Here is a 13,180-nt window from a genome sequence, read left to right as displayed (position 1 = left end):
TTGAACTGGAAGAAATTACACTTATTACTGGTGAACAAATATTGCAAAAACTACATTCTAGTCGTTGATTGTAAAAGCTAAGTCGCTATTTTCTAAAGAGGTATCATCGTCATTTGAATGTTTAATTGGTAATGCGATCGCAAATGTGGTGCCTTCACCAAACTCTGATTCACAAGTTAGCTGGCCTTTGTGTTTTTCCACAATAATTTGATAGCTAATTGATAAACCTAAACCTGTACCAACTCCAATGGGTTTTGTCGTAAAAAAGGTTTCAAATATTTTTTGTTGATACTCTGGAGAAATCCCCGAACCATTATCAGTAATTTTTATTTCTACCCAATCTGTATTGATTTTTTGTGTGGAAATAACAATTTCTTGATATTCCTCTTCATTATGTGACTCTTCTAAAGCATCAATAGCATTAGATAAAATATTCATAAATACTTGATATAATGCACCACCATAGCCTTCGATATTAGGGATTTCGCCATATTTTTTTACTACGGTAATTCTTTTTTTCAGACGATTATTTAAGATTAATAAAGTACTTTCTATACAAGCGTGAATATCTACTGCATGAAATTCATTTTCATCTAAACGGGAAAAATTCTTCAAGCTTAAAACAATTTCTTTAGCGCGGTTAGCACCTACTTGCATAGATTGTAACAAATTAGGTAAGTCTTGTTTGACAAAATCTAAGTCAATCTCTTCAGCCAACTCATCCAGTTCATCATCTTGCACTTTGGCTTGGTAAGCTTCTAACAGCATTAACAAATTTTGAAAGTAAGCATTAGTATGCTGAAGATTTCCATAAATAAAGTTGACAGGGTTATTTATTTCGTGGGCAACTCCCGCTAACATTTGTCCGAGACTTGACATTTTTTCATTTTGAATTAATTGTCGAGATGCTTCGGCTTTCTGTTCTGCTAAAAGTTGATTAACTCGTTGAATAAGTTGATTAAGTGAGGCGGCTAACATTCCTACTTCATCTGCTGTGGTGACTGGTGCTTGTAAATTAAAGTTAGATTCCTGAGTTACCTTCAGCGCCACATTGTGAACAGCTTTGAGTGGACGGGCGATCGCTCGACTGGTGTAGTGCGCTAGTATAATAGCGATCGCCACAGATGACAGCATACTAATAATAATAATTCTGTCTCGGACTTTTTCTGTAGCCAGTACCGCCACTTCTTTGCGTTGAAAAGTTCCTTCAGAAGCTTCCAGTAATTCTTCCAAAGCATCTGTAGTATTGTGTAATTTAAAATATAGTTCGCCCTGGGAAAATGTTAATAGTTTTTCTTTGATACTATCTATATTTTCAGCCTTTAAATTAGATGGATAATCTTTGTTTAAGATAGCCATTATTTGTTGGCTATATACAGTGTAAATACTTTGATAAGTTTGTAAGAAATTCGATATTTTTTTATTAGGATGTTGATTAACGTAAGTTGTCAGTTCTGCCCAAATTTGTTCGAGTTCAGCAGCGTGCTGGATAAGATGCACGCGTTCTTCTTGCCAATGTTTTAAATTTGTAAAAACTAAGATTTTACCTTGATGAGCTTGTAATTCTAATAAAACAGAGTTAAGACTACGAATTATCTGAATCTCTTGCCACTTTTCTTGTTTTTGGATGATTGCTTGTTGCTGATAGTAATCACCTAGCATAAATCCTGCTACTGTTCCAACAACAGCTGCACCTAGAGCAACACTATAACCCCAAGCAATTTTTTGACTAATACTAAGATTGTTAACTAAGCCGACAATCCAACTGAGATGATTTGACGATTGAGTTACAGACTCTTTTGTAGAGGAATTGATAGTCTGATTATCTTTCACAGAAGTATTTTTGGCATTGGCAGAGCGCATATATATTTGTTATCCCCACACAAATGGCTTTAGCCTAACTTAAATCTTTAGTGTCAGCCATACTCAGCGAATTAATGTGAGCCGGAAAAATGCGGGAGATGCAACAAAAATATTGATTGCTACATTTTCTGTGATAAATCTCAATTTGGAATTCGTTAAAATACGTAATTTTTATCTACGAATTCCATCGGATGGGGAGAGATTATTTGTGGCTTAAGAAAACAGAAAACAAAATAAAATTTGAGAATTTGTACCTAAGAGTTTTAGGTAGGTTTAGCATTTACCTGGGGTGGGTGAAGAGAAATAGCGATCGCAGTTAATATCTTGATCATTAACTATGGGTATGACCATCGGGCATAATTGCCCCTGCTAAGTTAGCACCAATCAATTTCACTAGCAAGCGATCGCCAGAACGAATTTTTGCACCAGTCAAGTCAGCCCCCCGCAAATCAGCACCACTCAAGTCTGCGCCAATTAAGTTAGCGTTACGTAAATTGGCTTCTCGGAGGTCGGCTAACAGAAGGTTCGCTCTAAATAAATTAGCTTCTGATAAATTTGCACCCCGCAAAATTACTTTGTGCATAAAAGTATCGCTGAGGTCTGCGCCAGTTAAATTGGCATAACTTAAGTTTCTTCCAGATAAATCTTTGTTACTTAAATTAGCCCGACTGAAATCTTTCCCACTCAAATCTGGATTTGTCTTTGGTGGTTGAGAGGTAGTTTCTGGCGGTCTTTTTGGTTGAGGTGACTGATAGTGTGACGTAGTATAATACTTACCATTTGGTTGAGGCGACTGATAGTGCGACCCATTATCATGCTTACCATTCGGTTGAGGCGACTGATAGTACGACGCAGGATCATGCTTCCCATTTGGTTGAGGTGATGGGTGACGTGCGGTATGATGATGCTTCCCATTAGCAGAATTACCATTCCAAGAGCGCAATTTATCCCGCGCTTCATTGATGGCTTTGAGCTTTTCTTGGGCTTTTTGTTGCAAGCGGATATTATCTTTGGGAAGGCGGTCAGGATGCCAAACAAAGACTAAATCTTTATAAGCCTGGTTAACTTCGTCAAGTGTTGCACCAGGCTCTAACTCTAATATTCGATAATACCGCTCCAACTCGTTCATAGGATGTTGTTGATAGTCGAGTGTCAGACAATTTTAGATTTGAGAATTGAGATTGGCGATTAACCCCACGGATACATTTAGAAAGGATGATGTTGAATTTGCGAATGATTCTATAGATAAATCTGGGGTTTGTACCATCCAGTAATTATGAGTCAGTAGTTATTGTCCCTTTTTATCTGTATCACCGTCATCTTCCTATTTCTCCATTTCGCCACCGATTTATAGCTCTGAAATATGCCGCAACAGGAATTTGATAAACCTCAACAATAATCCACAAAATGATTGATAAATGTGACAAAAAAGTTAATATAGTCCAGATGTATGGTATCCAAGTTAGGGGAGAGTCAAGGGATGGGGGAAAATAAAAAGCAACAATCCCAATTAAAGTTGTAGGGAAAAATACAAAAGCGATCGCAGCGAATCCGTAACCCCAACCTAATTCCATACCTTCTAACTGCGCTTCTGTCCAACTCAAGCCATTCCAGCGCCAAACCAAAGGCGGTTGCCGCGAAGGCATTTTGATTTGTTGTTGCTCTACATTCACAGTAAAAATCTCTTGACAAAAATCACAAGCCATAGTTTCCATTAATGGCATTTGTGATATCTTACCGACTCGACAAACTGGGCAAGGGTAAACTTCATGGGTGTCAAAAGATTTGCTGAAGATTTTGGAACTGGGCATAATCAAACTGAGTTTTCCGCAAAAGTATATATGTTTGTGCAAAGTTGAATAACCAAGCTGTTTAGGGTTTGCGAGAACTGCTTCGCCTCATTTGAATGTCCTAACAGCCCATGTTTCAGTTACCAACTAGCCACAAGCCTCCATTCCCAGAGTTGTAATGAGTCTATCGCTTTTTGATGTCCCGTGGTGCTTGACGTGAGCGATCGCTTTTGTTATCTTGAAGCTCAAGGAAGCTTTATATTCAATTTTGTATCTCAGGCCAGCGTATATGTTCAGCAGCAATTACTACTTTTATTTTTGGCATAAGGCGGTTCACCGGGAGTGAGTCACGTTTCCGACTGGAAACCGCCCGATGAACCGCAGAACTGACTTCTGCGGTTTTTTTGTTTTTAGGAGTATCTGTACAGACAGCACAAATGAAAAAACCCAACTGTCACCTGTAACCTATCACCTATCTTTCCTGAAGAATTCAACATGACGACTAATTTCACCAACTGGTTTTACAGCTTTTACTTTTGGCCTAGAGCAAACTCCGGGTAAATAGCGTCATGCCAATAAGCCAGAACGCGCCCGGAACTCTCAGTTTCCGGGCTTTTTTGATTTCAGACTTCATAATTTTCGGAGAAACGAACCATGATTAACGCCAAACTAGCCGCCCAATCTCATCCCAACCACCAAACCATTGTTAAACTCTCAGAGACAGTTGCTTTCGGTGGTGAAGAATTAGTCATTATTGGCGGCCCTTGTACAGTGGAAAGCTTAGAACAAATGGAAACAGTTGCTCAAAAGCTATCATCTGCACCTGTACAAGCCTTACGCGGTGGTGTTTACAAACCCCGCACCTCGCCTTATGCTTTCCAGGGAATGGCAGAAGCTGGGTTAGAAGTTTTAGCGAGAGTGCGATCGCTCTACAATATGCCAGTAGTTACAGAAGTTATGGCAATTTCGCAAATTGAAACCGTCGCCGCCTATGCTGATATGCTGCAAATAGGTAGCCGCAACATGCAAAACTTCGACTTACTCAAAGCCTTGGGACAAGTTGATAAACCGATCTTGCTCAAGCGTGGTTTAGCCGCCACCATAGAAGAATTCGTTATGGCTGCTGAATATATCCTCAGTCATGGAAACCCAAATGTCGTCCTGTGCGAACGTGGTATTCGCAGCTTCGACAATTACACCCGCAACGTCTTAGATTTGGGTGCAGTCGCCACCCTCAAGCAAATCACTCACTTACCTGTGATTGTAGATCCTTCCCACGCCGTCGGTAAACGTGAACTAGTCGCACCTGTCGCCAAAGCTGCTGTAGCTTGTGGCGCAGATGGGTTAATTATTGAGTGTCACCCAGAACCAGAAAAATCCGTTTCCGATGCCCGTCAAGCATTGTCTTTAGAAGATATGGTGAACTTAGTTGATGTTTTAAAGCCCGTAGCAGCAGCCGTTGGACGCAGAATATCAGAAAACACAGGGGTGGGTTTAAAACCTACCCCTATTTGTTACGCGGCTTAAATTTAAACGAACCACAGAGATACAGAGAGAAGTTGCGTGCGCGGGTTCCCCGCGTTGAGCAAACTTCGGGAGGACACGGAGAAATTATCCTCTCCGCGCCTCCGCGTCTCTGCGTGAGATAAAATCATCTTTTATAAGTGAACTTCAGCTTACTGTGAAAGATTTATTTGCTTGGTTATTTTAGGGCAATAAAACCTTTTTCCTACATCTCTACTCAATCTATCAAAACTTGAGATTAACAATCACAATTCCAGATGTTTGGAAGATTTGTATTGCATACAGCACAAGAGAATAAATCATTTTTAACTATATTTAGCTGACTACAGCCAGGACATTTGCGAAAAATAAACTCGGTAGTAAAATTTCTTGGATGCAGAAGTGGAATTTTTTCAAGAGCCTTTTCAACTTGAGTCCAAGATTCTGGCTCTGGACAATAACCTGTTGATTGATTGGTAATTTCAGCTACTTCAAAACTCTTGTTATTTGGAAGAAAAAAAATTTCTCCGGCTGATAATACAGGTTTACTTCCTGCACATGCTACATGCTCAGAGTGACGTTCTACAAGACGAAGATAATTTTCAGAGTCAACTACAAAAGTGGCTGGAATCAAACCCCAAGCATTTGGTTTTTGCATTGTTTGGTTTATCCAATTTTTTAAATCATTTACTGAAAGTATACGAACTCCCTCTGGATAAGCAGCGAGAGAAAGCCTAATCGTCTCAGAACCTACATACTCATATAATTTAGTGTAAAGGTGTTTGATTGTGGAAACCATAGTGCATCGTCTCCAGGACAATATAGCTGTAGTCAGAAATATTAGGAAATTGTGTAGGTTTAAAAACTAGCAATAGTCATAAATTTTACCTCCTACCTGGTTGGTGAGCGAAGCCGAACCACTGCCTTCTGTCTCCTGCCATAAAACTATTTTGTCACAGAACAGTTTTGAATTTTTAAAAGAAATCAGCCATCCACGGCGCAGAACTAGTAAAAATTTCTGTTGCGGCTAATAGTGCTGTGTCTGTCGCATCTAATTTTCCTGCTAATTTTAAAGTATGAGGGGTAAATAAACCCGTATACAAAGAAGCTAATCCTTCAATATCTATTTGTAATTCTCCTTTACCACCTTGCTTAACTTCACCTTTGCCATTGGCAACAGAAAGAATAAAATTATCATTATTAGCCGTTAATAAATCATCTTTAACTGCTAAATGTAATTCGGTTTCTAATCCTAATTTATAACCACGTAATTGTAATGCTTTGTATACATCTACAATCCGCAACATCCAACGATTTTGATGTTTAATTTTGGCGGTTTGTTCTGGTAATACTAATGTCAGAGAATCAATCACCGAACTTTGCCAAGTGACCTTTTTGATTGTAGAACGATGGTTAGCCAAAAAAGACCAGAAAGCTTGTGCCGCACCATGACTTAAAACTACCCAATCTCGAATTTCAATTACTGCCCGATCTGCCTGATAATATTGACTCAAGACAATATAGCCTTCGGGTTGGTCTTGGTTACCAATCAAATAACCATAAACAGTGTCTTTTTCTCCTGATTGAGTTACTCTTTTCCAAAGACTGGGATTTCGGTCTAAATAACCATTAATTAGTTGCGCCTGTTGTTGGTATAGTTGATGCAAAATTCCACAATTAAGGTCTGCTATTGGTTGTAAAGCTAAAGGTGACTTGTGTAAATAAATATCTTGAGTGGAAATTTCCCAAACGCAGTTGTGACCACCTTGTTCATATCCGGCTTTGCGGTAAAGTTGTTGCGTAGCGGGATATAGAACAGAAATGGGGGTTTCTTTTGCATAGAGTTCTTGCAGCATATTTTGGAGAAGTGCGATCGCAACTCCACCTCCACGATATTCTGGCGCAATTCCCACACTAGCAATCCCCACCATTGGTACAGATTGACCCCCCAACCACATTCCCATTGGTACAGTCGCTAATCCGCCAGCCACTTTCCCTTCTCGACAAATCACCCGTAAGTTCTCAAACCCAATCGATTTGAAGAAATTTTCACTCGCACTAGCAGAAGAAACAAAGGCTTGTCCAACAATCAAACCCAAATGTTTTACGTCTTCAACATCCACAAGGGTCTTGTATTCCAATAAAGGTGTCATCACTTCCACCACAATTAGCAACAAGTTCCTAATATACTACAAATACAAAACAAGGTGTATTATGTTTTATTTGACTGGACACGATATTGTTTACCTGAAAACGCGGTAAATTATCCAATTTGTTCACGCAACAAAAATTATATCTACCTTGTCCACTCATTTCCCTACTGGATTCAACTCACCAAACTTCGGACTCCACCAACCTTTAGCTGTACTAAAAAAAGCCACATCTTTATGCTTTTTATCTTGACGAGATGCAGCAGAACAACGCAGCATGGTTTTGTTTTGTCCGTCTTTGGTGTAGCTATATTCTTCTAGTGGTTTTTTACAAACTGGACAAGGATATGAGCTTAATTTCGCAGGAGTTGGGGAGTGATTTTCTGGCTTGGTTTCTTGGGTGCGTGGTGGTTGCCAAGACTTGCTGAAGTCACTCCAAAATAGGACTATATTTGCACAGCCACTGGTGCATTTGAGGAAATATTTTTTCTTGACTTTGCTGCTGGGAATTTTAGCGAGAAAATTATTACATTCAGGACAGCGAGTTTTAGAAGTATCATATTTGCGCTCAGCTACTGAAGCTTTTGTATTTGAAGGATTTACAGCAACAGTTTTGGCTTTTGCTAAGGCGGGAACGAAGTAACTTTTATTCCAAGTTGTTAAGTATTGCTGCCAGCCTTGTTTACCTTCTGCGATCGCATCGAGGGCGCTTTCCATTTTGGCTGTAAACTCTGCTTCTAGTAAATCTGGCAAAGCTTTCTGTAAAAAATCATCAACTTCTAGCCCCAGCGTTGTAGGTTGCAGATTGCCTTTTGTTAACTGCACATAACCCCGCTTCTTTAAGGTAGCAACCGTGGGAGCATAAGTACTAGGACGACCAATACCTTTACGCTCCATGAGTTGGACTAATTTCGGTTCGCTGTAACGTGGTGGCGGCTGAGTCTGTTTTTTCTCGAAATTGGCATTTTCTAGGGTTAATGCTTGTCCCTGCTGCACAAGAGGTAAAACAGAATCTTTGCTGATGTTATTCCAATAGCGAGCGTAACCGTAAAATTCGACTACTTGTCCTCTAGCTTGCCATAACAGCGAATTAGACTGTGTGATAATCTGAGTTTTGCGGAGTTGAGCAGATTTACATTGAGATGCGATCGCTCTTTTCCAAATCATCACATACAAGTCAAATTCTTCAGGCGGTAATTCTTGACGTAGCTGGACTGATGGACGAAACACATCGGTAGGGCGAATCGCTTCATGGGCTTCTTGGGCTGTTTTGGCGCTGCGATGTTTGGCAAGCTGCTGTGGTACATTCTGCGGATCATGTTCTTCCAACCACTTACGAGCCGCCGCGCAGAACTCAGGACTTAACATTACTGAATCTGTCCGCATATATGTAATTAACCCAGCCTCATACAGCTTTTGGGCTAAAACCATCGTTTTGTCGGGAGCTAATTTCAGCTTGGAACCGGCGGCTTGTTGCAAGGTGGAAGTAGTAAAAGGTGGTGGTGGTTGACGATAAACAGTTTTACCTTCAACATGAATGACTTGATGGGGATGCTGACGTGCTTCTTCAACTAAACATATCGCTTCCGCTTCCGAGAGAACCCTCTTTGATTCTGGCGCTTGGGTGCTATTACCTGCTGCATCGTCGTGGGTTTCCGTCTCTGCTTCTGGCGCATCGCTGAGAGAATTGGTTGTACCTTTATAAAAAGCCCGGAAGCCTTCAGCGTAGTCTACCCACACACTCCAATAGTCTTGGGGTACAAAGGTGACAATCTCCCGTTCTCGCTGACATATTAGATGCAAAGTTGCACTTTGAACTCTGCCAACACTCTTCGCACCATTATTTAATGCCCAAACTAAGGGACTTCCTTTGTAACCAACCAGCTTATCGAGACAATCACGGCATAGTCCAGCGCCTACCAAGTTAGAATCTAGTTTGCGCGGATTTGCGATCGCACTTCGCACCGCCGATGCGGTAATTTCACTATAAATAACTCGTTTCGGTTCTCTCAATCCCAGCACTTCTTTTAAATGCCAAGCAATTGTTTCACCTTCCCTATCTGGGTCAGTGGCGAGAACCACTTCATCAACCTGCTTACTAACTGCCTTTAGTTGCTGGATAGTTTCTTTAGAGCGTTGGTCACGGGGTACATAGTTGCACTTAACACTACCATCATCAATGACGAAACCTAAAGAATCTTCCCCCGTATTACTCAGTTCGCGGATGTGACCACAACTAGCTCGCACAATCCAATCAGAACCCAAAATCTGACTGAGCTTTTTGACTTTCCCAGGAGATTCAACAACTAGAAGGCGTTTCGGCATAGATGCTTTTGATAACAGAGATTCTAGTCTTTGATATTTAGCAGAAGGCAGGAGGCAGTGGTTCGACTTCGCTCACCAACCAGGCAGGAGGATAAGTCTTACTATTCCTGGTGTTCAAGTTTTCAAATTGTCCTAACATATCTGACTACCGCTATAGTAATACAATTTGATTGCTGGACTATCAATCAGCACGCCCTACTTAAAAAAATGCAATAAAATTAACCGCAGATGCACGCAGATAAACGCAGATAGTGAAGCTGCACTCCATGAAACTCTAAATCCTTGGCGTTCTTGGCGCTCTTGGCGGTTCGTTTCTTAAGATTCTGTGCATCTTCATACAGAATTAGTATTACTTAAATATTAAACTCCTCCCCTCCGCGCCTCCGCGCCTCTGCGTGAAACAAATTCATCTCGTATTTTTACTTTATTATTGAATTAAAATAATCGCCTCTTGAACTTTCGTTGCCAGTGCTTTTTGCAGCCCTTGTTCAACTTTTTGGGTGAGTTGTTCAAAAGCTACTTGATTATTAGTTAATTGTTCTCGAAAGACATTTTCTAATTCTGGTTTTATTTGAATGCACATATCTGCAATTTTCTGATCGTTCATCAAATTAGGACGAATCCAACTGGGGATATCAAAATTTTTCTTGATTGTTTCTTGGACAGTTTTACGATTCAGTTCCATACCTGCTGCCATGACTGAAGCACCATATACTAATGCGATCGGCCAAGTCAAGTGTCCTGTGAGAATGAGGGTAATCAGACTCGCTACAGTACCGCCACCAATGACGACATTGACGATAAATGCAACTGTGTCAGCTAAAATCGCATCGCCAATTCGTAATTCTGGATTAACAAAAGCTGGTTCAATGCTATCTTCAAACCTTAAACTACTTCTGGGTATGTGAAACCTGCGACAGATGGGATCTGTAACTGCGGCTAAGTCTGGTTGAATTTTGTTGTTAAACCAACGAATACATTGATTGTTAATTATTTGCTGGGCAATATTACTTTTTAACCATTCTTCTGCCCGATTTTTCATATATGTTTCTAAATCTGCTAGAGTGCGGATTTTGTTTGTTTGCCAGTCTTTTACTCCTGGTTTCACGGCTTGTTCAATCAAATTATCGGCTAATGGTTGAGTTAACAATTCAATTAACTCTGGGATATGTCTAGCAATCAATTCTTTGAGCTTTTGGGAATCTAAAAGTTGATTCACTTCTTGTTGAAAAGCCGTCGCCCGTAAATCCCATCTTCCGACTCGCGCTAAACCGAGTGCAATGCAGCGTTCCGGTTCAGGATCGGGGCGGAGTTGAGTTGCTGGTTCGGGAAACATTTGCTGACAAATTTGGTGGGTAAATTTCATTCGGGATGCACCACCAGTCATCAGCACTAGTTTGGGGACTGTATCAAGTTGTTCTAATTTGGCTTTGGCTTCGCTGACAGCATCATGAAATGCTTGAACCCAACTTTTATTCCCCAGTTCGGCTAAAGGTTGATGCAGAATTTCCTCCATCATCACTTTGTTGACTTGGGGAATAAAATAAATCTGTTCGTTGATAGATTCAAAACCACGAGCAAAAGATTGGGGGTCATTATATAACTGTTCATTAGAAAAATAATCTTCTTTGGCTTTGCGACAAGCTAATTCACAACGGGCTTGATGATGGGGATATTCTTGAAATACTTTTTCGAGTAATGTTTTTTGGTCGTGTTTGGCGAGTGTACGGGCAAAAATCGCTTTATCAATTAAGGATGCGCCTAAAGCATTACTTCCGAAATCTAACGGAATTTCATGTAAGCTTTTTACCAAGGTAAAATCTGTAGTGGAAGAGCCAATATCAACAATTAGCACCGATGCGAGGAGTTTCTCATACTCCAGCTTTCCGCCTTCTTTGGCTTGCATGAAAGCTGCGCGAGATTCGGGGATAACGTTGAGGTGGGAAATACCAGCTTCTTGAAGTAGTTTTTGGTATGCTTGGCGATCGCTCATTGACCATCCTGAAGGACAACCAATGTAAAAATAACTACTTTCACCTCCTTCTATTTGTTTGCTTTCTTGCAGTTTGTCATAGTAAGTCGCCAGAAAAGTTGAGATTGTTTTTCTGTAATTGGCATCGTGGTTGGGTTTTTGCTTGAATGAAATTGTCAGTTGAGTTACGCCAGCTTGAATTAAGGCTTGTTCCCCTACCAAATAGCCAAGTTTGGGATGCCAACCTAAAGCAGTAATTTGATTTTTCTTATTATTAATTTCCAACATTTGGGGTGGTTCGATACTTTCAACTATCGCTTTAGCTACGGCTGTCTCACCATGTCCCAAATCAAAACCAATTGTTTCTGAAATTTTCATACTTTTACAGCAACTTTCCTCTAAATGAGGTGAAGCAGGTTACAGTTTACAGATTTAAGCATCTCAGGACTTACGCAAGAACCCTCTAAAATTCTCTTAACTTCGTGTCCTACCCTGCGGGAAGCCGCTATCGCGTCTATGTGTCCTTTGCGGTTCGTTTTTTCATATTTCTGCATAAAGTCCTGTGTTATACATCCCTCTAATCCCTAGCCTCAGAGTACGCTGGCTCAATCACTCGACCGCGCCGGAGTAAGCGATCGCCTTTTAATAAGGCAGGTGTAATGGTAACGTAATCTTTGGTATTTGGGTCAATACTCGGTTCAAAGTCAAAATATTCTCGCTCATTTTGCGGTGCTTGCTGTTGGTAAATTTGAGCGCGAATTCCTTGAGACATGAGAATTTGCGGGAGGAGTTTTGTTAAAGCGATCGCCATCTGCGGTTGTTCAAGAAATGACGCACCCATAAGCCTTTGGAGAAAGTTCAGTAACTCTGGTAATTCTTCTAAGGTGCGATCGTCTTCTAATTTGTTTCCTTCGGCAAACCTAGACACTGCTATATCAATAGTATTCAGCGCATCAGCTAAGTTATCTAAAAGCAGTTTGCTATCCACTCGCAGCACAGGTTTGGGTATCTCTAACAATTCTGTGGAGGTAACATTACTTTTATCCAGTTGCAACACAACTTCTAAACCAAGAAGCAGCGAAGTTAGTAAGATACCCATCCAAGCATTGAAGTTAATTTTAGTTAACGAAAATAAAGAACCTAAAATGCCAATATAAATAAGTACCTTTAGCAGTTTTAGAATTAATCTTTTAGGGGAAACTTTTGTAGTTAAATTACTAATTGGCTGTTGTTCTGGTGGTACAACTGAAGACTGATTAACCACAGTCAAATTACCGACTGACTGTCGCAGCATCTCCAAGAAAAATGATGCTAAACGGACTTGAGTTAAATTGAGTTCACTAATATAAGTTCTTTCTAAATTATCGAGTCGATTTTGAACTAGTTTAACTACTTGTTCAACACTAGCTATCTGATCAATCTCTATCTGTAGTTGGTTACGTTCTGCGTTAAACAGTGTGCTGATAGTTTTCATTCGTTAACTTTATTAGTTGCACCTCAACCTTGATAAATCTAGCTTATAGTGCTTTCTACATAGGTGAGTATAGCAAGAAAAAATTAACCGCAGATGGACGCAG

The 13,180-nt window shown here is 40.3% G+C and carries 9 protein-coding genes; 1 reads left to right on the top strand and 8 read right to left on the bottom strand.

Going from position 1 to position 13,180, the window contains the following annotated elements; genetic code table 11:
• Positions 1 to 57 precede the first annotated feature (57 nt).
• The 3 genes from H6G75_RS21095 to H6G75_RS21085 all read right to left on the bottom strand — a co-directional run bounded on the left by H6G75_RS21095 (position 58) and on the right by H6G75_RS21085 (position 3,674).
• Positions 58 to 1,863, bottom strand: a complete 1,806-nt coding sequence (locus tag H6G75_RS21095) for a sensor histidine kinase (RefSeq protein ID WP_190981979.1) — start codon at positions 1,861 to 1,863, stop codon at positions 58 to 60.
• Between the two features lie 331 nt (positions 1,864 to 2,194).
• Positions 2,195 to 2,992 (bottom strand): pentapeptide repeat-containing protein, encoded by a 798-nt coding sequence (locus tag H6G75_RS21090; RefSeq protein WP_190981978.1) that lies wholly within the window; start codon positions 2,990 to 2,992, stop codon positions 2,195 to 2,197.
• 187 nt (positions 2,993 to 3,179) lie between these two features.
• Positions 3,180 to 3,674 carry a hypothetical protein gene (locus H6G75_RS21085; RefSeq protein ID WP_190981977.1) on the bottom strand — a complete coding sequence of 165 codons (495 nt, stop codon included), beginning with the start codon at positions 3,672 to 3,674 and terminating at the stop codon, positions 3,180 to 3,182.
• A gap of 633 nt (positions 3,675 to 4,307) precedes the next feature.
• On the opposite strand from H6G75_RS21085, the gene aroF reads away from it, so the two are divergent.
• Positions 4,308 to 5,180: a 3-deoxy-7-phosphoheptulonate synthase gene (aroF, locus tag H6G75_RS21080; protein WP_190981976.1), complete on the top strand. Its 873-nt coding sequence runs from the start codon at positions 4,308 to 4,310 to the stop codon at positions 5,178 to 5,180.
• A 235-nt stretch (positions 5,181 to 5,415) separates the two neighbouring features.
• Here aroF and H6G75_RS21075 read toward each other — a convergent pair whose 3' ends face one another.
• From H6G75_RS21075 to H6G75_RS21055, 5 genes are all read right to left on the bottom strand, one after another.
• The gene (locus tag H6G75_RS21075) at positions 5,416 to 5,955 is read right to left on the bottom strand and encodes a hypothetical protein (protein ID WP_190981975.1); all 540 of its coding nucleotides are present in this window, start codon (positions 5,953 to 5,955) and stop codon (positions 5,416 to 5,418) included.
• Between the two features lie 175 nt (positions 5,956 to 6,130).
• Complete coding sequence (gene eis / locus H6G75_RS21070) at positions 6,131 to 7,309, bottom strand: enhanced intracellular survival protein Eis (RefSeq protein ID WP_190981974.1); 1,179 nt, start codon at positions 7,307 to 7,309, stop codon at positions 6,131 to 6,133.
• A gap of 156 nt (positions 7,310 to 7,465) precedes the next feature.
• Positions 7,466 to 9,631 carry a type I DNA topoisomerase gene (gene topA / locus H6G75_RS21065; protein ID WP_190981973.1) on the bottom strand — a complete coding sequence of 722 codons (2,166 nt, stop codon included), beginning with the start codon at positions 9,629 to 9,631 and terminating at the stop codon, positions 7,466 to 7,468.
• Between the two features lie 427 nt (positions 9,632 to 10,058).
• Entirely contained in the window at positions 10,059 to 11,981 is a 1,923-nt protein-coding gene (locus H6G75_RS21060; RefSeq protein ID WP_190981972.1) for an Hsp70 family protein, read from the bottom strand.
• 199 nt (positions 11,982 to 12,180) lie between these two features.
• Positions 12,181 to 13,077, bottom strand: coding sequence for a hypothetical protein (locus tag H6G75_RS21055; RefSeq protein WP_190981971.1), 897 nt, complete (start codon positions 13,075 to 13,077; stop codon positions 12,181 to 12,183).
• Between the last annotated feature and the right edge of the window lie 103 nt (positions 13,078 to 13,180).

Source organism: Nostoc sp. FACHB-280, assembly GCF_014697615.1.
Classification (GTDB): Bacteria; Cyanobacteriota; Cyanobacteriia; order Cyanobacteriales; family Nostocaceae; genus Nostoc_B.
This window is presented reverse-complemented; position numbering and strand designations above follow the sequence as displayed.

Bases quoted from the DNA above. Each gene is read 5' to 3' on its own strand.
- H6G75_RS21095 (WP_190981979.1), bottom strand. From the start codon at position 1,863: ATGCGCTCTGCCAATGCCAAAAATACTTCTGTGAAAGATAATCAGACT.
- H6G75_RS21090 (WP_190981978.1), bottom strand. From the start codon at position 2,992: ATGAACGAGTTGGAGCGGTATTATCGAATATTAGAGTTAGAGCCTGGT.
- H6G75_RS21085 (WP_190981977.1), bottom strand. From the start codon at position 3,674: ATGCCCAGTTCCAAAATCTTCAGCAAATCTTTTGACACCCATGAAGTT.
- aroF (WP_190981976.1), top strand. From the start codon at position 4,308: ATGATTAACGCCAAACTAGCCGCCCAATCTCATCCCAACCACCAAACC.
- H6G75_RS21075 (WP_190981975.1), bottom strand. From the start codon at position 5,955: ATGGTTTCCACAATCAAACACCTTTACACTAAATTATATGAGTATGTA.
- eis (WP_190981974.1), bottom strand. From the start codon at position 7,309: ATGACACCTTTATTGGAATACAAGACCCTTGTGGATGTTGAAGACGTA.
- topA (WP_190981973.1), bottom strand. From the start codon at position 9,631: ATGCCGAAACGCCTTCTAGTTGTTGAATCTCCTGGGAAAGTCAAAAAG.
- H6G75_RS21060 (WP_190981972.1), bottom strand. From the start codon at position 11,981: ATGAAAATTTCAGAAACAATTGGTTTTGATTTGGGACATGGTGAGACA.
- H6G75_RS21055 (WP_190981971.1), bottom strand. From the start codon at position 13,077: ATGAAAACTATCAGCACACTGTTTAACGCAGAACGTAACCAACTACAG.